Raw genomic sequence first — 25,427 nt, forward strand, 5'->3', positions numbered from 1 at the left:
CCACCGCGGAGCTCACCGCGGCCCGCGACCGGGCGGCCGCGGTGCGGACCGAGCAGACGGGGATCCTCGACGCGGCGCGCTCGCGGGCCCGCGAGATCATCCTCGCGGCGGAGCGTGAGGCCAGACGGCTCGACCTCGAGGCCGCTCACCGGCGGGATCTGATCGACGAGGATCACCGCATCGCCTCTGATGCGAGGAGAACGGAGTCCCTGCTCGAGGACCGGGAACGGCAGGCGGCATCGGTCGCCGCGGCGGACGCCGTGAGACGTCAGGCCGAGGACGAGGCCCGCGAGACGGTCGACCGCGCCGCGGCCGAGGCTGCATCGCTGGTCTCGACGGCGCGTCGACACACCGAGGAACTGCGGTCGGTCCGAGAGCGCGTCCTGGCCGATCTGGCGGCGATCCGTGCCAGGCTGGAGCCCATTCCCGGCCGCCCGGACGACGATGCGGTCATGCCCGCCGACCCGGGGCTCGTCGACCCACGGCTCAGCTCCAACGACGGGTGAGACCCCGGCTGCCCCTCCCGGACCAGCATCCGCTGTGCCAGTGGCGGCGCTCGTCGTCGCCCCCCGGCCTGTCCGGCCACGCCACCACGTGTGGGGTCCCGGCGGGGACCACCTGGTCGCATCCCGGGCAACGGTAGTCCTTACCGGCGCGCGATCCGGGGACGCGCCGGACGTGGTAGTCATCCGGGTCACCCGACGGGCCGGATTCGAGCGCACCGCCACCCGGCCCCTCCCGCCGGGGCGCCGGACGGCCCGTCCCCGCGCGTCTGTGACGTCTCGGCACCCGGTCCCCGCCCTCAGAACAGCCGCAGGTCCGTCGACTCGATCCCACGGAGAGAGTCGTAGTCGAGGGTCACGCACCGGATGCCGCGGTCCTCGGCGAGGGTCCGGGCCTGCGGCTTGATCACCTGGGCGGCGAACACCCCGCTGACCGGAGACAACAGCGGGTCGCGATTGAGCAGTTCCAGATACCGCGTGAGTTGCTCCACGCCGTCGATCTCGCCTCGACGCTTGATCTCGACCGCCACGGTGACGCCGTCGGCGTCCCGCCCCAGGATGTCGACCGGACCGATCGCGGTCATGTACTCGCGGCGGATCAGGCTGTATCCCGGCCCCAGGGTCTCGATGTGTTCGGCCAGCAACTCCTGGAGATGAGCCTCGACACCGTCCTTCACCAGCCCGGGGTCCACACCGAGCTCGTGCCGGGAGTCGTGGTGGACCTCGGAGAGCGTGATCCGGAGCTGTTCGCCGGCCTTGTTCTCGACAACCCAGAGTTGGTGTCCGGGGTCATCCGGGTGCTCCTGCTCGACCAACGAACAGGGTGGCGTCATCCAGTTGAGCGGCTTGTACGCGCGGTCGTCGGCGTGCACGCTGACGGACCCGTCCGCCTTGACCAGCAGCAGCCTGGGTGCCATGGGCAGGTGGGCCGTCAGACGGCCGACGTAGTCGACCTGACAGGTGGCGACGACGAGACGCACGGTTCCTCCTGGAATCGGGATGTGCCGGACGGCCCTCAGGGCCCTGTAGGGCTGTCAGCGCCGACGGCGGGCCGGAGAGCGGACCTGATCGGTCGAGCAGGCCTCCACCCACGCCAGCAGTGCGGTCAGCTCGGCGGGCCCCACGCAGATCTCGCCCTCCCTGATCCCACCCCTGCGATCGTGGCCGGAGAAGGACACGATGAGCTCCCCCGACTCGGCGACGTCGAGTTCGTGCCCCGTCGGCTGACGACGGGGACCCAACTCGAGGCTTCTGCGGTCGAGACGGACGTCAGCCCCGAACCTCACGCTCAACAACCGGTAGAACGCCAGGTCGGTGTCGGAGTAGCGGACGGCTCCGTGACGCCACGCGTCTCCCCCGTCCCGTTTGACCAGGACCGAGGTGGAGTCCCTGCGCACGACCACCAGTCGATAGACGACGGCCGCGACCACCGGGGCGAGGACGAGCAGCACGACGACACCGAGAATGATCCCGGTGATCGCCATCTGCTCAACCCCTTCCGGTGGCCGCGGCCGTCAGGTCACGGGCGGACCGTTCCGTACTGCTAGGCGCCGGCCTTCTCGACCGCGCGGAGCCGACCGCGTGCGGCTGCGGCAGCCGCCTGGTCGTCGCCTGCCTCGGACAGCGCGCGCTCGGCCTCGCCGCGGTCGATGGACTCCGACCACTCCGCGGTCTCGCCGAGGATGCTGACCTTGTTCGCCGTCACGGAGAGGAACCCGCCCTGCACCGCGGCGACCTTCTTGCCCTCGTCCGTGTAGACCGTCACGGTGCCACCGGCGTCCAGCTCGCCGAGCAGCGGCTCGTGCCCGGACTGGATTCCGATCTCGCCCTCGGTGGTCTTGGCGACCACCATGGTGGCGGTACCGGACCAGAAACGACGCTCGACCGTGACGAACTCGACCTCGATGTCAGCCATGGTCAGCGGTCACTTCCCCGAGAGCTTCTTGGCGGCCGCCTCGACGTCGTCCAGACCGCCGATACCGTTGAACGCCTGCTCCGGGAGGTGGTCCAGCTCGCCCTTGCACAGCTTGTCGAAGGCCTCGATGGTGTCCGACAGCGGGACGACCGAGCCGACCTGGCCGGTGAACTTCTCGGCGACCAGGAAGTTCTGGCCGAGGAAGCGCTCGAGGCGACGGGCACGCTGAACGGTGACCTTGTCCTCCTCGGAGAGCTCGTCCATACCGAGGATGGCGATGATGTCCTGCAGCTCCTTGTACTTCTGCAGGATCTGGATGACCTGCTGCGCCACCCGGTAGTGCTCCTCCCCGACGATGCCCGGCTCGAGAATCCGGGAGGTCGAGGTGAGCGGGTCCACCGCGGGGTAGATGCCCTTCGACGCGATCGAGCGGGACAGCTCCGTGGTGGCGTCGAGGTGCGCGAACGTGGTGGCCGGCGCCGGGTCGGTGTAGTCGTCGGCGGGGACGTAGATCGCCTGGAGCGAGGTGATGGATCGACCCCGCGTCGAGGTGATCCGCTCCTGCAGCATGCCCATCTCGTCCGCGAGGGTCGGCTGGTAACCGACGGCGGACGGCATGCGACCGAGAAGGGTCGAGACCTCGGAACCCGCCTGCGTGAAGCGGAAGATATTGTCCACGAACAGCAGGACGTCCTGGCCCTGCACGTCACGGAAGTACTCGGCCATGGTCAGAGCCGAGAGCGCGACGCGCATACGCGTCCCCGGCGGCTCGTCCATCTGGCCGAACACCAGGGCGGTGTCCTGGAGGACGCCCATCTCCTCCATCTCGAGGAACAGGTCCGTGCCCTCACGGGTGCGCTCGCCGACGCCGGCGAACACCGACGTACCGGAGAACTCGCGGGCGATACGGGTGATCATCTCCTGGATCAGCACGGTCTTGCCGACACCGGCACCACCGAAGAGGCCGATCTTGCCACCCTTGACATACGGGGTGAGGAGGTCGATGACCTTCACACCGGTCTCGAGGATCTCGGTCTTGCCCTCGAGCTGGTCGAAGGCGGGCGGCTCGCGGTGGATACCCCACTGCTCGCCGTCCCGGCCGGTGCCGGGGGCGTCGAGGCAGTCGCCGAGGGCGTTGAAGACGTGGCCCTTGACGACGTCGCCGACGGGCACCGAGATCGGCTTGCCCGAGTCGACGACCTCCGCGCCGCGGACGAGTCCGTCGGTGGACTGCATGGAGATGCAGCGCACCATGTTGTCGCCGAGGTGCTGGGCGACCTCGAAGGTGACCGTCTTGGCGACGGCCTCGAGGGTGATCTCGGTGGTGAGTGCGTTGAAGAGGGCCGGGAGGGCGCCACGCGGGAATTCCACGTCGACGACCGCACCCAGGACGCGGGCGACCCGACCGGTGAGACCGGCCGTGCCCGTCGTGCTCTGATCGGTAACAGCTGTGGTCATTGCTTAGTCACTTCCTGCGCTAGCGGCGAGCGCACCAGCGCCACCGACAATCTCGCTGATTTCCTGGGTGATCTGTGCCTGGCGGGCCTGGTTGGCCTCGCGGCTCAGGCCTTCCACCAGTTCGGTCGCGTTGTCCGTCGCCGACTTCATTGCCGTGCGGCGTGCCGCAGACTCCGACGCCGCCGACTCGAGCAGCGACGCGAACGCCCTCGTCGACATGTACCTCGGGAGGAGGTTGTCGAGCAGAGTGTCCGCATCGGGCTCGAAGGTGACCTCCGGCTTGAACTCCGTCTCCGGCGAATCCATGTAGTCCTCGCCCAGATCCAGCTCCTCGATCTCGACGCGGGTCTCGATCGGGGCCAGTCGCCGCGCACGCGGGGTCTGCGTGAGCATCGACTTGAACTGGGTGTAGACGATGTGGACCTCGTCGACGCCCTTGCGGGTGGTGTCCCCGGGATGGTCGCTCCCGAGGAACTCCGTCGCGTCGAACGTCTCCTCGCCGCCGGCCGCGAAGGCGGCGGACAGGAGCTGGAAGGCCGGACGGGCCTCCTGGTAGTCGGGCTTCTGGGAGTGTCCCTGCCACGAACCGGCGAGTTCCACCTCGCGGAACGTGTAGTACACGATGCCCTTGTTGCCCAGCACGTAGATGTCGACCTCGCGGCCGGCGTCCTCGAGGAACGCGATGAGCTCGGCGGCCTCCTTGAGGACGTTGTGGTTGTAGCCACCACACATCCCGCGGTCCGAGGTCACCACGAGCACGGCGGAACGCCTGGCGTCCTCCGGCTCGTTGAGCATCCGGTGCTGGACCGACGACGCACTGGCGAGGTCGGTCAGGATGGCGGTGATCTGATCGGCGAACGGCTGGGCCGCCGCGACCCTCGCCTGGGCCTTGGAGATCTGCGAGGTGGCGATCAGCTCCTGGGCCTTGGTGATCTTCTTGGTCGAGTTGACCGACTTGATCCGGTCGCGCAGTTCACGCATATTCGCCATTGCGTCAGATCACTCTCCTCTCGGCCTTGAATCGGATGGCTGTCATCGCAGGCCTCAGGCCTTCTTCTTCTTGGTGACCGTCAGCGTCTCACGGTCGATCTCGTCCTCCGAGAGCGCCTCGGCCTCGGGCTCGTTGACCACCCGCGAACCGTCGGAGGCGACGAAGCCCTCCTTGAACTCGTTGGTCTTGGCCTCGAGCGTCGCCTTGGACTCGTCGGAGAGCGCCGCCCCGCCGTCGATCTGGCTGTAGACGTCGGCAGCGGAGTGCCGCAGGCTCTCGAGCAGCTCGCCCTCGAACCGACGGACGTCCTCGACGGGCACGGTGTCGTAGAAGCCCTCGCCGGCGAGGTAGATCGAGACGATCTGGTCCTCCACGGCGACCGGCGAGTTCTGGTCCTGCTTGAGGATCTCCACCAGACGCTGCCCGCGCTCGAGCTGGGCCTTGGACGCCGCGTCCAGGTCGGAGGCGAAGGTCGCGAAGGACTCGAGGTCGCGGTACGCGGCCAGATCGAGACGCAGCGAACCGGAGACCTTCTTCATGCCCTTGGTCTGGGCGGCGCCGCCGACTCGCGAAACGGAGATACCGACGTTGACCGCCGGGCGCACACCGCGGTTGAACAGATCGGACTCGAGGAAGACCTGGCCGTCGGTGATGGAGATGACGTTGGTCGGGATGAACGCCGAGACGTCGTTGGCCTTGGTCTCGATGATCGGCAGGCCGGTCAGGGAGCCGCCGCCCATCTCGTCGGAGAGCTTGGCACAGCGCTCGAGCAGCCGGGAGTGCAGGTAGAAGACGTCACCCGGGTAGGCCTCACGACCCGGCGGGCGGCGCAGCAGCAGCGAGATCGCACGGTAGGCGTCGGCCTGCTTGGACAGGTCGTCGAACACGACCAGGACGTGGGCGCCCTCGTACATCCAGTGCTGACCGATGGCCGAGCCGGTGAACGGCGCGAGCCACTTGAAGCCGGCCGAGTCGGAGGCCGGGGCCGCCACGATGGTGGTGTACTCCATCGCGCCGTGCTCCTCGAGCGTCGCCTTGACGCCCGCGATGGTGGAGCCCTTCTGCCCGATGGCGACGTAGATGCACCGGAGCTGCTTGCTCTTGTCGCCGGACTCCCAGTTGGCCTTCTGGTTGAGGATGGCGTCGATGCAGACCGCGGTCTTGCCGGTCTTGCGGTCACCGATGATCAGCTGGCGCTGGCCGCGGCCGATCGGCGTCATGGCGTCGATGGCCTTGATGCCGGTCTGCATCGGCTCCTCGACGGGCTGACGCTCGAGCACGGACGGTGCCTGCAGCTCGAGGGCGCGGGTACCGGCCGACTCGATGTCGCCGAGGCCGTCGATGGGCTTGCCGAGCGGGTTGACGACGCGGCCGAGGAAGCCGTCGCCGACGGGGACGGAGAGGACGTTCCCGGTGCGGCGCACCTCCTGGCCCTGGGCGATCTCGTCGAAGTTACCGAGGATGACCGCACCGATCTCGCGGTCCTCGAGGTTCAGTGCGACACCGAGGATCCCGCCGGGGAACTCCAGCAGCTCGTTGGCCATCGCCGAAGGGAGTCCGCTGATGTGCGCGATGCCGTCACCGGTGTCGACGACGACGCCGACCTCCTCCTTCGTCGCGTCGGTCGAAACGGTCGAGGTGTAATTCGCAATCGCGCTGCGGATCTCTTCGGAGGAGATCGTCAACTCCGCCATGTCATTCCTGCTCTCAAAGTCGGGATGTGCTTTATGGGTGTGTACCTGAGCCGCCACCGCTGGAACACGGCCGAGTCGCAGCTCGTCTTGTGCCGGACCAGCTGGTCAGCGAAGGGAACGACGCATCGCGTCGAGCCGTCCTGCCACGCTACCGTCGATGATCTCGTCGCCGACGCGGACGACCACGCCGCCCAGAAGTGCCTGATCGACGTCGTTGTGGATGGCGATCTCCCGCCCGTACAGCGTGGCCAGGCGCGCCCTGAGATCATCCGACTGCTGCTCGGTCAACGGCTCGGCGCTGGTCACCACCGCCACGGAGCGCCCGCGCAACTCCGCGGCCTGGGTCGAGATCTCCATGATGTCGTCCGCGGGCATGCCGGACGGGCGGTCCACGGCCTGCGAGGCGAGGGCCTCGGTCACCGCGGTGACCTTGCCGTACAGGACCTCCGCGAGAAGCCCCCGCTTGGCTCCCGCCTCCGCGGTCCGGTCAGCGAGGAGCTGCTCGAACTGGGGATCTCCGGCGACGATGCGGCCGAGCCTGAACAACTCGTCCTCGACGGCCTGGAGCTGTCCCTGCTGGTCCGCCGATCGCAGGAGCGCCTCCCGGCCGAGCCGGATCAGGCCCTCCCGCAACTCCCGCGGGTTGGACCAGTCACGGGACACCGCAGCGAGGAGCAGATCGAGGGTGGTCTGGTCGACCTTCCACCCGAACACCCCACGGACCAGGTCCTGTCGGGCCTCCACCGGGGCCGCGGTGTCGGCCACGGAGACCCGGAGGGCGCGGTTGTCCTCGAGGACGCGCACGACCTCGAAGAGTTCCTGGCCCACCTTCGCGCCGGTCGCTCCCCCGGACGGGTTCGCCGCCAGGGTCTGCTCCAGTTCGCTCCGGGTCTGGTCGAGCGCTTCGCGACTCGCTGCGTGCATCGGCTCCACTTCCCTTAGTTCTTGCCCGCGCCGGGGACCCGGTCGAGGTCTGCCAGAAAGCGGTCGATGGTGCCCGAACGCCGGACCGGATCCGACAGCTGCTCACCCATGAGTCGCTCCGCGAGATCCACCGACTGACGCCCCAGGTCACTGCGGAGCTCCGCGATGATCTGCTGGCGCTGCGCGGCGAGTTGCTGGTTGCCGGCGGCGACGATGCGGTCGCTCTCCGCCTGCGCCTCGGTCTTCATGTCCGCGAGGATCTGCTGACCCTGGGCACGCGCGTCGTCGCGGATCTTGGCCGCTTCGCTGCGCGCCTCGGCGAGCTGGGCCTTGTACTTGGCCAGCTCCTCCTTCGCCTCGGCCTGGGTCTGCTCGGCACGACGCAGACCGCCTTCGATGCGCTCGGAACGCTCGTCGAGAACCTGCTGGAACTTCGGGAGGATGAACTTCCAGAAGAGCCACAGGATGACTGCGAGCGGGATGAGCGACCAGACGATGTCATACAGCGGAGGAATCAGCGGGTTGGGGCTGTCCTCCAGGGGGAGTGATTCTCCACCCTCGGCCGCCAAGATGGCGATGACGTTGTTCATGGTGCGTCCCTACGAGGTCGGTGGTCGTCGATCAGAACAGGAAGCCGGCGACGATACCGATCAGGGCGAGCGCCTCGGTGAAGGCGATGCCGAGGAACATCGTGGTACGGAGGGTGCCGGCCATCTCGGGCTGACGTGCCATTCCCTCGACGGTCTTGCCGACGAGGATGCCGATGCCGATGCCGGGGCCGATGGCGGCGAGGCCGTAGCCGATCGCGCCGTAGCCCCTCACGGTCGACTCGGTGGCCTGGGCGAGAGTGACGATGTCCATGGGGTTTCCCTTTCAGATGGCCGGCGCGGGCTTTCCCGCTCCGGTCGGACGTGAATTGTCGGGTTGACGGGTGGTCGTGTCAGGCCTGACGGCCCGGGTTCTAGTGGCTCTCCGCGTGGAGCGCGAGGTCGATGTACACCGAGACCAGCAGCGCGAAGATGTACGCCTGGAGGAACAGCACCAACAGCTTGAACAGCGTGAAGGCGACCGACAGCAGGGAGGTGCCCACCGCCAGCAGCGTCCAGCCGTTGAACTGCCAGAAGAAGAAGTTCGTGGCGCTGAACAGCAGGACGATGATCAGGTGCCCCGCCAACATGTTGGCCATGAGACGGATGGTCAGCGTGGCCGGGCGGAGGATGAACGTCGACACCAATTCGATCGGGACGACCAGAATGTGCAGAGCCGGAGGAAGCCCCGGGATCACCACGCTCGCCTTGATGAACTTCGCGAACCCGTATCTCTTGGAACCGGCGTAGATGAAGGTCAGGTAGCCCAGCAGCGCGAGCATCAGCGGGAAGCCGATCCTGGCGTTCGGCGAGATGTTGAGTCCCGGGATGATCGTGGGCAGGTTCATCGCGAACACCGCGAAGAAGATCGTCGCGATGATCGGCAGGAAACGGCGTCCCTGCTCCTTCCCCAGGATCTCCTCCGCGATATGGACCCGGACGAAGTCCAGGCAGATCTCGGCGAAGTTCTGGACCCCGTGGGGGACCAACCTGGGGTTCCGCATGGCGAGCATGAAGAAGCCCAGGAGGACCACGGTCATGAGCAGACGGATGATCATGAGCCGGTCCAGCACGAACGCGTCACCGGCGAATCCGGTCAGCCACTGATCGGCAGGGAAGAACTCGTAGTCAATGTTCGGGGGGTGAAACTCGCCCTTGAAGGCCAGAAGCGTGGTACTCAGTGTGTTCTCCCCTGGTCGTGTTGGGCGACGTACGCCCGAGCGCGTTCGGTACGAGTGGCCCGGTGTTCGCGGCCGAGTTGGGATTCCGCGCGACCGCCTCGGGCCGTGGTGCAGCCCGGTGACGTGCTCGTCTCACCGCAGATGAGGATAACACCCTGGTCTCGGGCCGGTGTCACAGGGGGACCCGTCAGCCGGCATCGGGTTCCACGTACGGAGCCCGGGTCTTGAGGACCGCCCACGTCTCCCCCGCCAGGACCACGATCAGAGCGGCGATGACGGTCACGGCGAAGGCGGGCCGCGAGTAGAAGTCGAATCGGGAGAGCGCCGCCACGACCCCCATGGCGGCGAGGAGTTTGACCAGCCAGGTCCCCAGGACGACGGCCGCGGTCGTCTGGGGCGCCGAGTGGGCCGTGGCGATGACCACGATCGCAGTGGTGAGCACGAACGCGCCGCCCACCGCGGCGCCCATCAGCGCACCCCACAGCCCGGGGGTCCCGTCGACGGCGGTCCATGCCGCCGCGCTGATCACGGTGAGCACGACGAGCGCCACCGCGCCGAGCCGCACCGCCTTGCGGAGGCCGGCTGTGTGTGGGCTTTCGGCGGGCTGCGCGGGTGTCGCGGGGATGTCCGTCATGGCGAGCAGCCTAGCGGGGACCGATCGGCCCGTTCGTGTCGCGCTCACCCCTCGAACTCCTCAGGCGCGGGACCAGGGTGGCGGCGAGGACCGCGATGAGTCCGGCGGCCGCGAGCGGGACGATCACCTCGGTGGGGAGCATCGTCGCCCCGACCGCACCGAACGCGATGAGGGAGACCCATGCGTAGATGACCAGAGCGACCCGCCGATGGGAGTGACCGAGGTCGAGCAGGCGGTGATGCAGGTGCATCTTGTCGGGGGCGAACGGACTGCGGCCGGCGCCGACCCGGCGGATCACCGCCAGGACGAGGTCGAGCATCGGAACGAACATGGCGGCCGCGACCACGATCATCGGCGAGAGCAGGACGATCATCTCCTGCGGCCCGTACAGGCTCTGTGAGATCTTCCCGGACGCGCTGGTGGAGGCCGCGGCGAGGACGAGGCCGATCAGCATCGAACCCGAATCGCCCATGAAGATCCGGGCGGGTTGGAAGTTGTGGGGCAGGAAACCCAGCAACGCCCCGGCCAGGACCGCGGTGACGAGTGCCGGGGGGTACGCCCCGACGGTGCCGCCCTGGTCGAGCATGATCCCGACGGAGAACACACAGATCGCCATGGCCGCGATGGCGCCGAGCCCGGCGGCGAGGCCGTCCAGGCCGTCGACGAAGTTCATCGCGTTGACGATCGTCAGGGTGAAGACCACCGTGAGCAACCCCGCCTGGAGTTGGTCCAGGACGAGGATGTTGCCGTCCCCGAACGGGATGTACACCAACGTCCACGAGACGCCCATGGCCACCAGGACGCCGGCCGCTGCCGCCTGACCGGCGAGCTTGGTCACCGCTCCGAGACCGAGGATGTCGTCGACGATCCCCACCAGCACGATCACCCCGCCCGCGATGATCGTCGCCTCCACGTCCGGGGCGAACGGCGGGAACGCCCGGTTGAGAGCCGGGAGCTGCGCGGCCAGGTAGACCGCGACCAGCATCCCGGTGAAGATGCCGACCCCGCCGAGGCGGGGCGTCGGCACGACGTGCACGTCCCGGTCGCGGGGATAGGCCAGGCCCCCGATCGCCGGCGCCACTCCCCTGACCAGACCCGTGACGACGAAGGTGACCAGGCCGGCCGTCACCGCGATGAGCAGGAGCTCGCGGAACGGCACCCCTATTCCCACGGTCAGACCACCCGGTCAGCCACGCAGGGCCGCGGGGTCGGTCCCCAGGACCTCCCCGACACGCTCCGCGCTCACGGCCCCCTCCCGGACGATCCGGGGGGCGGGTCCGGTGAGGTCGACGATCGTCGAGGGCTCCCCCACCGCGCAGGGGCCGCCGTCCAGGTAGACCGCGACCGAGTCGCCGAGTTGGTCACGCGCCTGCGCGACCGTCGTGGCCGGGGGTTGACCTGAGACGTTGGCGCTGGAGACGGCGAGGGGGCCGACCTCCCGCAGGAGCTCTATCGCGACCGGGTGCAGCGGCATCCGGAGCATCACGGTGCCCTGGGTGTGCCCGAGATTCCAGTTCAGTGACGGCGCCTGGTGCACGATCAGGCTCAGACCTCCGGGCCAGAAGGCGCGGATGAGGTCGCGCGCGGTCGCCGAAGTACTCACGACCAGGCCGTCGATGGTCTCCCAGGATCCCACCAGGACGGGGACGGGCATGTCCGGGCCGCGACGCTTGGCCGAGAGCAGGAGGGTGACGGCGTCCGGGTCGAAGGCGTCGGCGGCGATGCCGTAGAGCGTGTCCGTGGGGGTCACGACGAGCCGACCGGCACGTAGTGCGCCGGCCGCGGAACTGAGGCCGACCTCCCGACCGGTGTCCTCGGTGCAGTCGTAGGTGATGGTCACCGGGTGATCCCCTTCCGGGCTCTCGGGTCGACCTCGTCGTCGTCGTGATGATCGCCGCCTGGACGGTCGAGTCTCGTCGCGGTGACGAAGCGCGGGCGTCCGGCGAGGTCGGTGTGCTGCTCCACGGTACCGAAGCATCCCTGTGCCCAGACCACCGCCGCGACCTCGGCGCCGGTCGTGTCGTCGTGCTCCACCGCCAGGTGCCCACCCGGCACCAGGAGGCCGGCCGCGACGCCGACGAGCGGCGTGATGACGGCGAGGCCGTCATCTCCCCCGAACAGTGCGGTCGACGGCTCGTGCCCGAGCACGTCCACCGGGAGCTCGTCGGACCGTGGGATGTACGGCGGGTTGGACACCACCGCGTCGACCCTGCCCGACAGGCCCGCCAGGACGTCGGGGTCCGTGGCGTCACCCGCGTGGACCACCACCGGGGTGTCCCCCGCCGCAACCCGCTCGGCGGCGTTGCGCCGGAGCCACCCGAGCGCGCTCTCGTGAAGTTCGACTGCGTGGACCTGCGCGTCGGGCCTGGCGTGGGCGATCTCGAGGGCCAGCGTGCCGCTACCGGCGCAGAGGTCCACGACGACCGGGCCCGGTCCGACGCCCGGAGGCCGGAGGGCGGACAGCGTGTCCTCGACGAGCAGTTCCGTCTCCGGCCTGGGGATGAAGACCCCCGGGCCCACCGCGAGGTCGAGTCGCCCCGACACGGCCCGGCCGAGCAGGTACTGGAGCGGGGTCCGGTCGCGGGTGCGGGCGGCGACTATCCGTCCGACCTCGGCGACCCCGGCCGCGCCCACCCCCTCGACAAGTGGGAGCGCGGAGCGTCCGACACCCAGGACGTGTGCGCAGATCAACTGCGCCTCCACGAGTGCGGAGTCGATGCCGGCCGCCTGTAGCTCGCGCGCCGCCGACCTCACGACCCCGGTCGCCGGCACGGGGCGGGGGTCCACGGCCTACGCGTCTTCCATACGTCTGCGACGGTCCTCGGCGGCCAGGGCGTCCAGGACCGCGTCGAGGTCACCGTCGAGCACGGCGTCGAGATTGTGCGCCTTGAACCCGACCCGGTGATCCGCGATGCGGTTCTCCGGGAAGTTGTAGGTGCGGATCCGCTCCGACCGGTCGACGGTACGGACCTGGGTGGACCTGCCCTCGGAGGCCTCGGCGCTCGCGGCCTCCTCGGCCGCCGCCTGGAGCCGGGCGGCGAGGACCTCGAGTGCGCGCTGCTTGTTCTGCAGCTGACTGCGTTCGTTCTGACACGTGACGACAGTTCCGGTGGGCAGGTGCGTGATCCGCACCGCCGAGTCGGTGGTGTTGACACCCTGCCCGCCCTTGCCGGACGAGCGGTAGACGTCGATCCGCAGATCCGACTCGTCGATCTCGACCGGCCCCACGTCCTCGGGCTCCGGGAACACCAGCACGCCGGCGGCCGACGTGTGGACCCGGCCCTGCGACTCGGTGACCGGTACCCGCTGGACGCGGTGCACCCCGCCCTCGAACTTCAGTCGCGACCACACGCCCTCGCGGGAGGGGTGCCGGGACCGGATGGAGAACGAGGCGTCCTTGTAGCCGCCCAGGTCGGACTCGGTCACCCCGAGGACCTCGACGACCCACCCGTGCTTCTCGGCGTACCGCGTGTACATGCGGGCCAGGTCCGCCGCGAACAGGGCCGACTCCTCCCCTCCCTCGCCGGACTTGATCTCCATGAGCACGTCGTCCGCGTCATGGGGGTCCCGCGGTGCCAACAGGTCGGCCAGGCGCGACTCCAGGCGCGTGGCCTCGGTCGCCAACCGCTCGGCCTCCTCGGCGAACGACGAGTCGTCACCGGCCAGTTCACGCGCGGCGGACAGATCGCCCCGGGTCGACTCCAGCGCGCGGTAGCACTGCACCACGGGGGTCAGCTCGGCGAATCGCTTGCCCACCCTGCGCGCGGCCACCGGGTCCTCGTGGAGCGCCGGGTCCGACAGCTGCGCCTCGAGGCCCCCGTACTCGGAGAGGACGTCGTCGACCGAGGACGGCGATCGTCCCGGGGCCTCTGTCACTCCTCGTCCTGCGGCAGTGTCGGGGTCGTCTTGGCCACCTGCAACAGGAACTCGTAGTTGGTGTTGGTCTTGCGCAGTTGCGACATCAGGAGGTCGATGGCCTGGTGCGAGTCGAGACCCGACAGCACGCGCCGCAGCTTGTGCATGACACCGGCCTCCTCGGGCGTCATCAGAAGCTCTTCCTTGCGCGTGCCCGAGGGGCCCACGTCGACCGCCGGGAACACGCGCCGCTCGGCGATGCGCCGGTCCAGTTTGAGCTCGGCGTTGCCGGTGCCCTTGAACTCCTCGAAGATCACCGTGTCGCCGGCGGACCCGGTCTCGACCATCGCCGTGGAGATGATGGTCAGGGACCCACCGTTCTCGATGTTGCGCGCCGCCCCCAGGAACCGCTTGGGCGGATAGAGCGCCGTGGAGTCGACACCACCGGACAGGATGCGCCCCGACGCGGGCGACGAGTTGTTGTAGGCGCGGCCCAGCCGGGTGATCGAGTCGAGGAGGACCACGACGTCCTGCCCCATCTCCACCAGCCGCTTGGCCCGCTCGATCGCGAGTTCGGCGACCTGGGTGTGATCCGACGGCGGACGGTCGAAGGTCGAGGCGATGACCTCACCCTTGACCGACCGCTGCATGTCGGTCACCTCCTCCGGTCGCTCGTCGACGAGCACGACCATGAGGTGGCATTCGGGGTTGTTGACCGCGATCGAGTTGGCGATGTTCTGCAGGATCGTGGTCTTGCCCGCCTTGGGCGGGGAGACGATCAGCGCTCGCTGCCCCTTGCCGATGGGCATGATCAGGTCGATCACGCGGGTAGAGAGGATGTTCTTCTCGGTCTCGAGGCGCAGACGCTGGTTGGGGTAGAGCGGCGTGAGCTTGCCGAACTCCGGACGGTTGCGGGCATCCTCGAGGGGCCCTCCGTTGACCGAGTCGATCCTGACCAGCGGGTTGAACTTCGCCCGGTTCTTGCCACCCTGGTTGCCACCACGACCGCCACCCTGCCCGCCGCCGGGCCCGTCGTTCTGGGTGTCGCTCTGGCCGTCCCGCGGCATCTTGACCGCGCCGGTGATCGCGTCGCCGCGACGCAGGCCGTGCTTGCGGATCATGTTCATCGAGACGTAGACGTCGTTCGAACCCGCGAGGTAACCGGAGGTGCGGACGAACGCGTAGTTGTCCAGTACGTCGAGGATCCCGGCGACCGGCTGGAGGACGTCGTCGTCCCGCACCTCGGTCTCGCCCTCCGACGGACGTCCACCGCCACCACCGCGGTTGCGCTCACGCCGGCGACGGCTTCGACGACCGCGGCCGCTCCCGTCGTCGTCATCACGGTTCTGACCGTCGCCGCGCGGGCCGTTGTCCCCGCCCTGGTTGCCCTGGTTGCCCTGGGTGCGTTGGTTCCCCGGGTCCCCGCCCTGCTGGTCGCGACCGCGGCCGCGCCCGCCCTGCTGGTCACGGTTCTGCTGGCTCTGCTGGTCACGACCCTGCTGGTCACGGTTCTGCTGGCCCTGCTGATCGCGGCCCTGTTGGTCGCGGTTCTGCTGGCCCTGCTGATCGCGGCCCTGCTGATCGCGGCCCTGCTGATCGGGGTTCTGCTGATCACCGGACTGCTGATCGCGGGCGCGACCGCCCTGCTGACCCTGATCCTGACGACCCGAGCCCTGGTCGTCGCGGTTCTGCCCGCCCCGACGCTGCCGGTTCCCCTGGTTCTGACCCTGCGACTGGTTCTGTGCCTGGTTCTGACCCTGCGCCTGGTTCTGGTTCTGGCCACCGCCGCGCGGGCCGTCCTCGCGACGGTTCCGTTCGCCCTGGTCCTGCCCGTCCCCGCGGCCCCGGCTCTCGGCGGTCGCCTCACCGCCACCCCGAGTCGAACCCTCGTCCGTCTTCCTGGGTTCGCGCGCGGGCTGCTGGCCACTCGGCGGCTTCTGCGCGTCGGACCGGGGGGCACTCTCCGCGATCGCGGCGGGCGCGGACTGGGCGGGAGCCTGGGACTTCCCGCCGCGGGCGGAGTCGATCATCGCCACCAGATCGCCCTTGCGCTTGCCTGACAGGCCCTTGAGGCCCATCTGCTGCGCCAGGGACTTGAGGTCCGCCAGTCGCATGGCTGCCAGTGCGGCACCCTGCGGAGGCGTGGAGTGGGTTTCCGTCGAGGTCACGGGAGTCCTTTCTGGGCCCGGGCCGAGGCGGTGTCCACCGCTTCGCACCGAGCAACTGTCCGGGACGCGGACGGGCGTCCCGGGTGGCCGCTGAGGCCTTCCGTGGCGGCGAACTGGCCGGACACGGATTCGTCTGAGGGGGATGTACACGAGGTGACGCCCACCGCGCCGACGTCATGTTGACCGTCGACTACGGACGAGACCCACTCACGGGCACGACAATCCCAGTTGACCACTCGCCGTTCGGCCGCTCCCACCGTGACCTACTCACGAGCTGCCGTCCGCCGAGGCGGACGGTGAACTGGAGATGTCTCGGGATGCGGGGACGACCGGGCGTCCGTGGCTTCGGCAAGCATACTACCCGCAGTCGGTCTCCACACGCGTCCCCCTCGCGAGTCCCACGGGCGTGTCCGCATCCCGGTCGACGGGCGGTAACCTACAGCCCACTGCGGCCGCGCGGAAGGAGGTCTGATGTTCGGAACGATGCTCGACACCCCGTTGCTCGTGTCCCGGATCCTCGACCACGCCGCAGAGCGCCACTCCGGCTCCACGGTCACCGGTTTCGTCGGGGACATGGAGCCCCGGACCCTTCGGTTCGACGTGATCGCCGCCAGGGCCGCGGCCCTGGCCCACGCCCTCACCGATCTCGGCGTGGGCGAGGGTGACGTCGTGGCCGTCCTGTCCGGCAGCCGCACCGAGGTCGTCGAGTCGCTGTTCGCGATCCCGTCGATGGGAGCCGTCGCGCTGTCGGTCAACGTCCTGAGATCCCGGTCCTTCCTCCTCGCGGCGCTCCGCGACAACGACGTCTCCGTCGTGTTGGTGGATCCCGAACTGCTCTCTCTCGCACTCGAGGTGGTCGCCGACCTGGAGCACGTGCGCCACCTCGTCGTCTTCGACGCCCGGGTCGCCGGGGACACCACCGACCTGTCCGGGGACGGTCACGAGGTGGAACTCCACGCCCTGGAGGCCCTCCTCGACGGACGGCCGACCACCTATCAGTGGCCCGAGCTGGACGAACGCGCCGCGGCGGCGCTGGCCTACACCTCCGGCACGACCGGCCTGTCCAAGGCGGTGGCGTTCACCCACCGCTCGATCTGGCTGCACTCGATGCAGATGTGCATGGCCGAGAGCGCGGCGCTCCGCAGCGGGGACACCGTCCTGACGACCGTGCCGATGTACCACGTCCTGTCCTGGGGCCTGCCCTACGCGGCGTTCATGACCGGGGCGAGCATCATCACCGCCCGGCCGCGACCTGGTCAGGCCATGCACTCCGGCCGCGACCTGGCCGATCTGCTCGCCACGTTCAGACCCAACAAGGTCGCGACCACGCCGGCCTCCCTGCAGCGCCTCCTCCGCCGGCTGGAGACCAACCCCCAGCCGCTCGGCCACCTGGGCGAGGTCCTGGTCGGCGGCTCGCCGGTGCCGGAGGCGCTGTTCGACGCGTTCGTCACACGACACGGGGTCACCATCATGCAGGCCTACGGCCTCACCGAGTCGAGCCCGATCGCCACGTTCGCCCGGGCCGACCCCCATTCGTCCGCGACCCACCGCCGGGCACAGATCCTCGGGCAGGGCAGGTTCCCCGCCGGGGTCGAGGCCCGGATCGTCGAAGCCGGGCGTGTCCTGCCGAACGACGGGTGGTCGGTCGGCGAGCTACAGATCAGAGGACCCTGGGTCACCGCACGCTATCTCGGCGACGACGCGACCGACCGGTTCGTCGACGGTTGGCTGCGCACCGGGGACATGGCGACCATCTCCCCCAGGGGCTACCTCGACGTGGTCGACCGGGTGGACGACATCATCGCCTCGGGGGGCGAGCTGATCTCCTCGGTGGAACTCGAGCACGCCGTCCTGCGGGACGAGCGGGTGGCCGATGCCGCGGTGATCGGCGTACCGGACGAACGCTGGGGCAACCGCCCCATGGTCCTGGTCCACCTCAAACCCGGCGCGTCCGCCACCGCGCGGGCGCTCTGGGAGTCGCTGGAGGGCCATGTGGAACTGTGGAAGCGACCGGACCACTGGGCGTTCGTCGACGACATCCCCCGCACGTCGGTCGGAAAGTACGACAAGCGGGCGATCCGTGCCCTCCACGCCGACGGGGCCTATCAGGTCACGACCATCTCACCGGGCTCCACCGCCTGACCGGGGTCACGGCCCGGCCGTGAACCCCCGTCGTGCGAGCGGACGTCCTCACTCCCCGACGAGAACCCGGGCGCCCTCCGCGATCCGGAGATCCAGGACCTGCCATCCCTGCGCCTCGGCGTCCCCGCGCAGGTCCGCGGGCAGCGCGGAGGTCCCCAGCACCAGGACGGTGGGGCCCGCCCCGGAGACCGTCGCGGCGAGTCCACGGTCCCGGAGCCGGCCGACCCACTCGGTGGTGCCGACGAGCGCCGGGGCCCGGTAGGACTGGTGGAGTCTGTCCTCGGTCGCGGCCAGGAGGAACTCAGGGTGCGAGGCCAGGGCCACCGACATCAGTGCGGCCCGACTGGCGTTGAAGGCCGCGTCCTCGTGGGGGACCATCTCCGGGAGCAGGCCCCGGGTCTGCGCCGTCGACGAGGTCTCGGCCGGCACCAGCACGGTGGCGACGATCGTCGGATCGACGTCCATGCGCACCGCGCGGTAGGTCACGGCGGTCGCCGATCGCTCGGTCCACGAGACCACGACCCCGCCGAGCACGCTCGCCGCCGCGTTGTCGGGATGCCCCTCGAACTCGCTGGCGAGCTGTACCAGGTGCTCGTCGGTCAACACGCCGCCCATGAGTCCGTTCGCCGCGACCAGTCCCCCCACCGCAGCGGACGCGGAGGACCCGAGACCCCGGGAGTGCGGTATCGCGTTGGTACAGGAGATCCTGACCCCAGGGGCGCCCGTGCCGCCGGCCCGCAGTCCCGCCTCCACCGCCTTCGCTACCAGGTGGGAGGCGTCGGCGGGGACCTGACCGGCCCCCTCGCCCGAGACCTCGAGCTCGAGCCCCGAGCCGATGGTGGTCACCGTGATGGTGTCGTACAGGCCCAGCGCCACGCCCAGGGCGTCGAAACCCGGCCCGAGGTTGGCGCTGGACGCGGGCACCTCGACGGTGACCGAGCGACCGACCGGCAGGATACGTCCCCCGGAGCTGCCGAAGACCTCGGGGCCGGTACCGGTCACGTCGCTCATTCCAACCCGAGAGCGCCGGCGACGGCGGTCGGATCCACCGGGATGGCCTCCACCTCGGGCATGCCCAGGAGGGCGGTGTCCGGGTCCTTGAGCCCGTTGCCGGTGACGGTGCAGACGATCGTCTGACCGGGCTCGAGTTCCCCATTGGCGTGCGCGTCGAGCAGTCCCGCGACCGACGCCGCGGAGGCCGGCTCCACGTACACGCCGTCCTTGCCCGCAACCGTGCGGTACGCCTCGAGGATCTGCTCGTCGGTGCGCTTGCGGAACGTGCCACCGGACTGGTCACGGGCGGCGACGGCGCCGTCCCAGGACGCCGGCGCGCCGATGCGGATGGCGGTGGCGATGGTCTCCGGGTTCTTGACCGGCGCCCCGTCCACGAGGGGCGCCGCGCCCGCGGCCTGCACGCCCATCATCCGCGGGCGGGTCGAGACGATGCCGTCCGCGTGGTACTCGCTGTAGCCCTTCCAGTACGCGGTGATGTTGCCCGCGTTGCCCACCGGGAGGAAGTGCAGATCGGGTGCGCGTCCGAGCACGTCGACGATCTCGAACGCGGCGGTCTTCTGGCCCTCGATCCGCACCGGGTTGACCGAGTTGACCAGACCGATCTCCGCGTACGTGGCGGTGGTCTTACGGGCCAGCTCCAGGCAGTCGTCGAAGTTGCCGTCCACCTGGATGATCGTCGCCCCGTGCATGACCGCCTGCGCCAGCTTCCCCGCCGCGATCTTGCCCTGCGGGATGAGAACCGCGCAGCCCATCCCGGCGCGGGTCGCATACGCGGCGGCCGAGGCGGAGGTGTTCCCGGTCGAGGCACACAGGACGGCCTTCTGGCCCCTCGCCCTGGCGTCGGTGACGGCCATGGTCATGCCGCGGTCCTTGAACGAGCCCGTCGGGTTGAGGCCCTCCACCTTGAGGTAGACCTCGCACCCCGTGACCCCTGAGAGGTAGGGCGCCGGGAGGAGCGGGGTCCCGCCCTCGAAGAGCGTCACCGGCTCCCAGGCGTCCCCGATCGGGAGCCGGTCGCGGTAGGCCTCGATGAGGCCGGGCCAGCGGTGGTGCACGGGCTGATGGGTGCTGCTCATTCGGTGTCCACTCCCTCGAGTCGGATGACGCTGGTGATGACCGAGACCGCGTCCTGGTCGGAGAGCGCGGCGACCGTGTCGGCGAGCGCGCGCTCCGAGGCACGGTGGGTCAGGACGGTGAGCTCCGCGGTGGGCTCGGAATCGTCGAGCTCCGACTCCGGGAACTCGACCTCGGTCTGCCGCACCTGGGCGATGGACACCCCGTGGCGGGAGAACTCGGCGGCGACCAGCGCCAGCACCCCGGGCTTGTCGGCCACACGCATCCGCACGTGGTACCGCGTGGAGACCTCGTCCATCGAGGCCACGGGGAGGGCCGCGTAGGTCGACTCGCCGGGTGCGCGACCCGAGTCCACCTTGTTGCGGGCCGCCGCGACCATGTCCCCGAGCACGGCGGAGGCGGTCGGGGAACCTCCCGCACCCTGCCCGTAGAACATGAGACGGCCGGCCGCCTCCGCCTCCACCACGACGGCGTTGAAGGCGCCGTTGACGGTGGCGAGCGGATGGCTGTTGGGCAACAACGCGGGGTACACGCGCGCCGAGACGGCCTCGCTGCCGTCCTCCCGCCGCAGCTTCTCGCAGATCGCGAGCAGCTTGATGGTGCAGTCCATGTCGCGGGCGGAGGCGAAGTCGTCGGGCGAGATCCTGGAGATCCCCTCCCGGTAGACGTCGCCCGCCGTCACCCGGCTGTGGAACGCGATCGAGGCCAGGATCGCGGCCTTGGCCGCCGCGTCGTACCCCTCGACATCCGCCGTGGGATCGGCCTCCGCGTACCCGAGCCTGGAGGCCTCCGCGAGGGTCTCCGCGTAGTCGGCGCCCGTGGCCCCCATCGCGGAGAGGATGTAGTTGGTGGTGCCGTTGACGATCCCGAGGACACGCTCGACCTGGTCGCCGGCCATCGAGCGACGCAGCGGTCCGATCACCGGGATCGCGCCGGCCACGGCCGCCTCGAAGTACAGGTCGGTGCGGGTCGAGTCCGCGGCCTCCGCCAGTTCGTCGGTGTACTCGGCCAGCAGCGCCTTGTTCGCGGTGACCACGGCCTTGCCGTGACGGAGCGCCTCGAGCAGGAGGGGACGCGGCACGTCGATGCCGCCCATCAGTTCGACGACGACGTCGACGTCGTCCCGGGAGACGAGCGAGGCCGGGTCCGCGGTCAGGAGCTCCGGGTCCACCCCGCGATCGCGGGTCAGGTCGCGCACGGCGACACCCCGCAGGGCCAACGGGGCCCCGATGCGGGAGGCGAGAGCCTCCGCGTTCTCCGTCATGTAGCGGATGACCTCGGTGCCGACGGTGCCCATTCCGAGCACCGCCACTCCCACGGGTCGCACGCCTGACGCCGTTGCGTCGCTCACTGTCCCACCTCCAAGCTCGTCAGATCGTCCAGGGTTTCACGTCGGAGCACCAGGCGTGCCCGTCCGTCGCGGACCGCGACCACCGCGGGCCGCCCGATCAGGTTGTACCGGCTCGACATCGAGTAGCAGTAGGCCCCGGTCGCCGCGACGGCCACCAGGTCACCCGCACCGACGTCTTCCGGCATCCACAGGTCACGCACCACCACGTCACCGCTCTCGCAGTGCTTGCCCACGAGCCTCGCCACGACGGGTTCCGCCGACGAGGCGCGGCCCACCAGCCGGGCGTCGTACACGGCGTCGTACAACGCCGTCCGGATGTTGTCGCTCATCCCGCCGTCGACACTGATGTAACGGCGACTCTCCCCACCCGCGAGCTCGACGTCCTTGACCACGCCCACCTCGTAGAGGGTGACGGTGCCGGGTCCGGCGATCGCCCGGCCGGGTTCGACGACCAGCGTGGGGGGCGCGAGGCCGACGTCCCGTGAGAAGCCGTCGACGATCTCCGTCAGCGCGGCGGCCAGCTGGGCGACCGGGGGCGGGTCGTCGGAGGCGACGTAGCTGATGCCCAGTCCGCCACCCAGGTCCAGGTGATCGAGCTGGGCCGTGCGCTCGACACCGAACTCGTCGACGATGTCGCGCAGGAGGCCGATCACGCGGCGCGCGGCGAGTTCGAAGCCGTCGACGTCGAAGATCTGGGACCCGATGTGGCTGTGCAGGCCGGTGAGCCGGATGTGCGGTGCCTCGAACACCCCGCGGACGGCCGCCATCGCCGCACCGCCAGCGAGGGAGAACCCGAACTTCTGGTCCTCGTGGGCGGTGGCGATGAACTCGTGGGTGTGCGCCTCCACGCCCACCGTCACCCGGATGAAGACGTCCTGGACCACGCCCTCCTCGGCGGCGATGCGGTCGAGCAGGGCGATCTCGGACATCGAGTCGAGGACGACGTGCCCGACCCCGCTGCGCACGGCGAGCCTGAGTTCGTCGGCGGACTTGTTGTTGCCGTGCACGGTGATCCGGTCCGTCGGGAACCCCGCGCGAAGGGCCACCGCGAGCTCGCCACCGGAGGCGACGTCCAGGCTCAACCCCTCCTCCGCCACCCAGCGCGCCACCTCGGTACACAGGAACGCCTTGGACGCGTAGTGGACCCGGTCGGCGCCCCCGAAGGCCTCCGCCATCTCGCGGCAGCGCGAGCGGAAGTCGTCCTCGTCGATGACGAACAACGGGGTGCCGAACTCGGCCGCCAGCTCATCCGCCGCGACCCCGGCGAACTCCACCACCCCGTCCCCGCGACGACCCGCACCGCGCGGCCAGACCGCCGGATCCAGGGCCATCACCCCGCCCGCGTCGGTGGGACGCTCGCCGATCCCGGGCGCGTGCGGGAACTCGTGCCGGGACCCGGCCGGGTGCGCGCTCACATCTTCTCCGGGGCGGTGACGCCGATCAGCCGCAGTCCGTTCGCCAGCGTCTGTCGGGTCGCCGTGCTGAGCGCGAGCCGGGCGGCGTGGAGCGGCCCCGCCTCCTCGTCACCCATCGGCAGGACGCGACACGTGTCGTAGAAGCGGTGGTAGGCGCCCGCGAGTTCCTCGAGATACCTGGCGACCCGGTGCGGTTCGCGCAGCTCGGCCGCGCTCGCCACGACCCGGGGGAACTCACCGATGGTCCGGATGAGCGCGCCCTCCCGGTCCTCGACCAGGAGCGCGAGGTCGGCGGCGTCGGTGGTGACCCCCAGGTCGGCGGCGTTCCGGGCGAGGGAACACAGGCGGGCGTGCGCGTACTGGACGTAGAAGACCGGGTTGTCGTTGGTCGCCGACGTCCACAACTGCAGATCGATGTCCATGGTCTGGTCCACCGAGGAGCGGATGAGCGCATACCGAGCGGCGTCCACCCCGATCGCGTCCACCAGGTCGTCGAGCGTGATGACGGTGCCGGCGCGCTTGCTCATCTTGACCGGGACGCCGTCCCGCACGAGGCTGACCATCTGCCCGATGAGGACCTCGATCGCCGCGGGGTCGTCCCCCAGTGCCGCCGCCGCGGCCTTGAGACGGGCGATGTACCCGTGATGGTCGGCACCGAGCATGTAGATGCACAGGTCGAAACCGCGGTCCCGCTTGTCCAGGAAGTAGGCGATGTCACCGGCGATGTAGGCCGCGTTGCCGTCGGACTTGAGGACCACACGGTCCTTGTCGTCCCCGAAGTCCGTGGAGCGCAGCCACCAGGCGCCCTCGGACTCGTACAGGTTGCCGTTGCCCTTGAGCACCTCGATCGCCCGGTCGACGGCGCCGGAGGTGAACATCGAGTTCTCGTGGGTGTAGACGTCGAAGACAGTGCCGAACTCCGCGAGCGACGCCTTGATGTGGGTGAACATCAGATCGACGCCCGTGGCGCGGAACGTCTCGAGCCCCTCGGCCTCCGGCAGTTCGAGGACGTCCGGGTGCTCCGCGACGACCCGGGCGGCGATGTCGTCGATGTACGCTCCCGCGTACCCGTCCTCCGGAGTCGCCTCGCCGCGGGCCGCGGCGGCCAGCGACCTGCTGAACCGATCGATCTGGGCACCGTGGTCGTTGAAGTAGTACTCCCGGGTCACCTGCGCACCGGATGCCTCGAGCACGCGCCCGAGGGCGTCGCCGACCGCCGCCCAGCGGGTGCCTCCCAGGTGGATGGGGCCGGTCGGGTTGGCGGAGACGAACTCGAGGTTCACCCGACGACCGGCCATCGCGTCCCCGGTGCCGTACGCCTCGCCCTGCTCGATGACGGAGGCCACGAGCGACCCCTGGGCACCGGAGTCGAGGCGGATGTTGAGGAATCCGGGGCCGGCGATGTCCGCCGACGCCACACCGGGATCGGCGGCGAGCGCGGTGGCGATCTCCTGCGCCAGATCCCGCGGAGAGGCTCCGACCTTCTTGGCCAACTGCAACGCGATGTTGGTGGCGTAGTCGCCGTGTTCCGGGTTGCGCGGGCGTTCGACCGTCACCGTGTCCGGCACCACCGAGATGTCGGCTCCACGCTCGGTGAGAACGGTGATGAGAGCGGCGCGGATGACGGCGGCGAGGTCGGCGGGAGTCACGTCTTCCTATCCTAGGTGTCGGCACGTCGGCAGCGGAATCGGACACCGGCGTCCGCCCGCCCTCGCGACGCGGGCGGGCCCGATGCGGTCACGATCCCGCCCCGGTGCTACGATCGGTCTCGCTGTTCAGCAGGGCGGTTCGAAGTAGTCGCCCGGCGATCGGCCTCCGGCCCGGAAAGGCCGGTATCCCGCCCTCGTAGCTCAGGGGATAGAGCGTTGGTTTCCGGTACCAAAGGTCAGGGGTTCGATTCCCTTCGGGGGCACCACGACAGCGGGGCCCGGGCTTCTCAGCCCGGGCCCCGCTGTCATTTCCGTTCGTACTCTCCGGCGCGACCCCGGACCCGATCAGCTCGGCAGGGTGATCCCGTCGACCTCGCCGATGCGGGTGACCACCCGCTCGAAGATCTCGGTCAGTGTGCCGACCTCCTCCGGGGTGAGGACGTCGACCAGAAGCTCGCGGACCTTCTCCACGTGCATGGGGGCCACCCGGGCGATCGCCTCGGCGCCCTCTGCGGTGAGGGTGACGATGGTGCCCCGGCCGTCTTCCGCGCACTCCCCCTTGGCGACGAGTCCCCGGGCCTCCATCCGCCTGACCTGGTGCGACACACGGCTGCGGTCCCAGCCGAGAGCCGCCCCCAGATCACGGGCGCGCAGGCCCCGACCGTCCGCCTCGCTCAGGCTGACCAGCACCGAGTAGTCGGACTGGGACATCGACGCGTCGCGCTGGAGCTGGCGTTCGATCGCGAGGTCGAGCAACTGATTGACTTCCCGGTACCGGCGCCACATGCACTGTTCTTCATCGCTCAACCAGCGTGTCTCGCTCATGGGGCTATTACAGCACGGCGACCCGCCGCTGCGTCCTCCAGCCACCG

The 25,427-nt window shown here is 69.8% G+C and carries 24 protein-coding genes, 1 tRNA gene and 1 pseudogene; 3 read left to right on the top strand and 23 right to left on the bottom strand.

Features of this window, described 5'->3' with window-relative positions; translation table 11 throughout:
* A pseudogene (locus tag G6031_RS08395) lies at nt 1-506 on the top strand (hypothetical protein); the annotation flags it as partial.
* Here the strand turns inward: G6031_RS08395 and G6031_RS18875 are convergent.
* The 17 genes from G6031_RS18875 to rho all read right to left on the bottom strand — a co-directional run bounded on the left by G6031_RS18875 (nt 487) and on the right by rho (nt 15,856).
* The gene (locus G6031_RS18875; RefSeq protein ID WP_259843874.1) at nt 487-789 is read right to left on the bottom strand and encodes an ATP/GTP-binding protein; all 303 of its coding nucleotides are present in this window, start codon (nt 787-789) and stop codon (nt 487-489) included. The pseudogene G6031_RS08395 and the gene G6031_RS18875 overlap by 20 nt on opposite strands.
* A 13-nt stretch (nt 790-802) precedes the next feature.
* Nucleotides 803-1,483 carry an endonuclease NucS gene (gene nucS, locus G6031_RS08400; RefSeq protein ID WP_179525549.1) on the bottom strand — a complete coding sequence of 227 codons (681 nt, stop codon included), beginning with the start codon at nt 1,481-1,483 and terminating at the stop codon, nt 803-805.
* A 54-nt stretch (nt 1,484-1,537) separates the two neighbouring features.
* Nucleotides 1,538-1,987, bottom strand: coding sequence for a DUF2550 family protein (locus tag G6031_RS08405; RefSeq protein WP_182609675.1), 450 nt, complete (start codon nt 1,985-1,987; stop codon nt 1,538-1,540).
* A 59-nt stretch (nt 1,988-2,046) separates the two neighbouring features.
* On the bottom strand, nt 2,047-2,418 hold the full coding sequence (locus G6031_RS08410; protein WP_179525551.1) for a F0F1 ATP synthase subunit epsilon: 372 nt from the start codon (nt 2,416-2,418) through the stop codon (nt 2,047-2,049).
* Nucleotides 2,419-2,427: 9 nt separating this feature from the next.
* Complete coding sequence (gene atpD, locus G6031_RS08415; RefSeq protein WP_107747342.1) at nt 2,428-3,876, bottom strand: F0F1 ATP synthase subunit beta; 1,449 nt, start codon at nt 3,874-3,876, stop codon at nt 2,428-2,430.
* A gap of 3 nt (nt 3,877-3,879) precedes the next feature.
* On the bottom strand, nt 3,880-4,866 hold the full coding sequence (locus G6031_RS08420) for a F0F1 ATP synthase subunit gamma (protein ID WP_182653010.1): 987 nt from the start codon (nt 4,864-4,866) through the stop codon (nt 3,880-3,882).
* 54 nt (nt 4,867-4,920) lie between these two features.
* Nucleotides 4,921-6,561, bottom strand: a complete 1,641-nt coding sequence (gene atpA, locus G6031_RS08425; RefSeq protein ID WP_179525552.1) for a F0F1 ATP synthase subunit alpha — start codon at nt 6,559-6,561, stop codon at nt 4,921-4,923.
* A 105-nt stretch (nt 6,562-6,666) separates the two neighbouring features.
* Nucleotides 6,667-7,485, bottom strand: a complete 819-nt coding sequence (locus G6031_RS08430; protein ID WP_179525553.1) for a F0F1 ATP synthase subunit delta — start codon at nt 7,483-7,485, stop codon at nt 6,667-6,669.
* A gap of 14 nt (nt 7,486-7,499) precedes the next feature.
* Nucleotides 7,500-8,075 carry a F0F1 ATP synthase subunit B gene (locus G6031_RS08435; RefSeq protein WP_179525554.1) on the bottom strand — a complete coding sequence of 192 codons (576 nt, stop codon included), beginning with the start codon at nt 8,073-8,075 and terminating at the stop codon, nt 7,500-7,502.
* A 31-nt stretch (nt 8,076-8,106) separates the two neighbouring features.
* On the bottom strand, nt 8,107-8,346 hold the full coding sequence (locus G6031_RS08440; protein ID WP_182609679.1) for an ATP synthase F0 subunit C: 240 nt from the start codon (nt 8,344-8,346) through the stop codon (nt 8,107-8,109).
* A 100-nt stretch (nt 8,347-8,446) separates the two neighbouring features.
* The gene (atpB, locus tag G6031_RS08445; RefSeq protein WP_241737259.1) at nt 8,447-9,172 is read right to left on the bottom strand and encodes a F0F1 ATP synthase subunit A; all 726 of its coding nucleotides are present in this window, start codon (nt 9,170-9,172) and stop codon (nt 8,447-8,449) included.
* 268 nt (nt 9,173-9,440) lie between these two features.
* Entirely contained in the window at nt 9,441-9,887 is a 447-nt protein-coding gene (locus tag G6031_RS08450) for a hypothetical protein (protein ID WP_179525555.1), read from the bottom strand.
* A gap of 10 nt (nt 9,888-9,897) precedes the next feature.
* Nucleotides 9,898-11,058 (bottom strand): MraY family glycosyltransferase, encoded by a 1,161-nt coding sequence (locus tag G6031_RS08455; protein ID WP_179525556.1) that lies wholly within the window; start codon nt 11,056-11,058, stop codon nt 9,898-9,900.
* 15 nt (nt 11,059-11,073) lie between these two features.
* Nucleotides 11,074-11,727 (bottom strand): L-threonylcarbamoyladenylate synthase, encoded by a 654-nt coding sequence (locus tag G6031_RS08460; RefSeq protein WP_179525557.1) that lies wholly within the window; start codon nt 11,725-11,727, stop codon nt 11,074-11,076.
* On the bottom strand, nt 11,724-12,674 hold the full coding sequence (locus tag G6031_RS08465) for a HemK/PrmC family methyltransferase (protein ID WP_347237937.1): 951 nt from the start codon (nt 12,672-12,674) through the stop codon (nt 11,724-11,726). The genes G6031_RS08460 and G6031_RS08465 overlap by 4 nt, the downstream gene beginning before the upstream one ends.
* A gap of 3 nt (nt 12,675-12,677) precedes the next feature.
* Entirely contained in the window at nt 12,678-13,763 is a 1,086-nt protein-coding gene (prfA, locus tag G6031_RS08470; protein ID WP_182610722.1) for a peptide chain release factor 1, read from the bottom strand.
* Nucleotides 13,760-15,856 carry a transcription termination factor Rho gene (rho, locus tag G6031_RS08475; RefSeq protein ID WP_241737260.1) on the bottom strand — a complete coding sequence of 699 codons (2,097 nt, stop codon included), beginning with the start codon at nt 15,854-15,856 and terminating at the stop codon, nt 13,760-13,762. The genes prfA and rho overlap by 4 nt, the downstream gene beginning before the upstream one ends.
* Nucleotides 15,857-16,381: 525 nt before the next feature.
* Here rho and G6031_RS08480 point away from each other — a divergent pair.
* A complete protein-coding gene (locus G6031_RS08480) occupies nt 16,382-18,052 on the top strand; it encodes an AMP-binding protein (protein WP_182610719.1) in 1,671 nt (556 codons plus the stop codon).
* Nucleotides 18,053-18,100: 48 nt separating this feature from the next.
* Here G6031_RS08480 and thrB read toward each other — a convergent pair whose 3' ends face one another.
* From thrB to argS, 5 genes are read right to left on the bottom strand one after another with little or no spacing between them, the layout of a single operon-like run.
* Complete coding sequence (gene thrB / locus G6031_RS08485; protein WP_182644608.1) at nt 18,101-19,063, bottom strand: homoserine kinase; 963 nt, start codon at nt 19,061-19,063, stop codon at nt 18,101-18,103.
* Complete coding sequence (gene thrC / locus G6031_RS08490; protein ID WP_179525562.1) at nt 19,060-20,142, bottom strand: threonine synthase; 1,083 nt, start codon at nt 20,140-20,142, stop codon at nt 19,060-19,062. Before thrC ends, thrB begins: the two co-directional genes overlap by 4 nt.
* A complete protein-coding gene (locus G6031_RS08495) occupies nt 20,139-21,491 on the bottom strand; it encodes a homoserine dehydrogenase (RefSeq protein WP_179525563.1) in 1,353 nt (450 codons plus the stop codon). The genes thrC and G6031_RS08495 overlap by 4 nt, the downstream gene beginning before the upstream one ends.
* Nucleotides 21,488-22,906: a diaminopimelate decarboxylase gene (lysA, locus tag G6031_RS08500; protein WP_179525564.1), complete on the bottom strand. Its 1,419-nt coding sequence runs from the start codon at nt 22,904-22,906 to the stop codon at nt 21,488-21,490. The genes G6031_RS08495 and lysA overlap by 4 nt, the downstream gene beginning before the upstream one ends.
* On the bottom strand, nt 22,903-24,555 hold the full coding sequence (gene argS / locus G6031_RS08505; RefSeq protein WP_182639369.1) for an arginine--tRNA ligase: 1,653 nt from the start codon (nt 24,553-24,555) through the stop codon (nt 22,903-22,905). Before argS ends, lysA begins: the two co-directional genes overlap by 4 nt.
* Before the next feature lie 190 nt (nt 24,556-24,745).
* Here argS and G6031_RS08510 point away from each other — a divergent pair.
* Nucleotides 24,746-24,821, top strand: a tRNA-Arg gene (locus G6031_RS08510).
* A 79-nt stretch (nt 24,822-24,900) separates the two neighbouring features.
* Here G6031_RS08510 and G6031_RS08515 read toward each other — a convergent pair.
* Nucleotides 24,901-25,380, bottom strand: coding sequence for a MarR family winged helix-turn-helix transcriptional regulator (locus G6031_RS08515; protein ID WP_241731074.1), 480 nt, complete (start codon nt 25,378-25,380; stop codon nt 24,901-24,903).
* Nucleotides 25,381-25,427 lie beyond the last annotated feature (47 nt).

The sequence above is a fragment of the Dietzia sp. CQ4 genome (assembly GCF_014145125.1).
Classification (GTDB): Bacteria; Actinomycetota; Actinomycetes; order Mycobacteriales; family Mycobacteriaceae; genus Dietzia; species Dietzia natronolimnaea.

Coding starts and splice junctions, on each gene's coding strand:
- G6031_RS08515 (WP_241731074.1), bottom strand. CDS start 25,380: ATGAGCGAGACACGCTGGTTGAGCGATGAAGAACAGTGCATGTGGCGC.
- atpA (WP_179525552.1), bottom strand. CDS start 6,561: ATGGCGGAGTTGACGATCTCCTCCGAAGAGATCCGCAGCGCGATTGCG.
- G6031_RS08435 (WP_179525554.1), bottom strand. CDS start 8,075: ATGAACAACGTCATCGCCATCTTGGCGGCCGAGGGTGGAGAATCACTC.
- thrB (WP_182644608.1), bottom strand. CDS start 19,063: ATGAGCGACGTGACCGGTACCGGCCCCGAGGTCTTCGGCAGCTCCGGG.
- G6031_RS08440 (WP_182609679.1), bottom strand. CDS start 8,346: ATGGACATCGTCACTCTCGCCCAGGCCACCGAGTCGACCGTGAGGGGC.
- G6031_RS08410 (WP_179525551.1), bottom strand. CDS start 2,418: ATGGCTGACATCGAGGTCGAGTTCGTCACGGTCGAGCGTCGTTTCTGG.
- G6031_RS08405 (WP_182609675.1), bottom strand. CDS start 1,987: ATGGCGATCACCGGGATCATTCTCGGTGTCGTCGTGCTGCTCGTCCTC.
- thrC (WP_179525562.1), bottom strand. CDS start 20,142: ATGAGCAGCACCCATCAGCCCGTGCACCACCGCTGGCCCGGCCTCATC.
- G6031_RS08420 (WP_182653010.1), bottom strand. CDS start 4,866: ATGGCGAATATGCGTGAACTGCGCGACCGGATCAAGTCGGTCAACTCG.
- rho (WP_241737260.1), bottom strand. CDS start 15,856: ATGCGACTGGCGGACCTCAAGTCCCTGGCGCAGCAGATGGGCCTCAAG.
- G6031_RS08450 (WP_179525555.1), bottom strand. CDS start 9,887: ATGACGGACATCCCCGCGACACCCGCGCAGCCCGCCGAAAGCCCACAC.
- G6031_RS08430 (WP_179525553.1), bottom strand. CDS start 7,485: ATGCACGCAGCGAGTCGCGAAGCGCTCGACCAGACCCGGAGCGAACTG.
- atpD (WP_107747342.1), bottom strand. CDS start 3,876: ATGACCACAGCTGTTACCGATCAGAGCACGACGGGCACGGCCGGTCTC.
- G6031_RS08480 (WP_182610719.1), top strand. CDS start 16,382: ATGTTCGGAACGATGCTCGACACCCCGTTGCTCGTGTCCCGGATCCTC.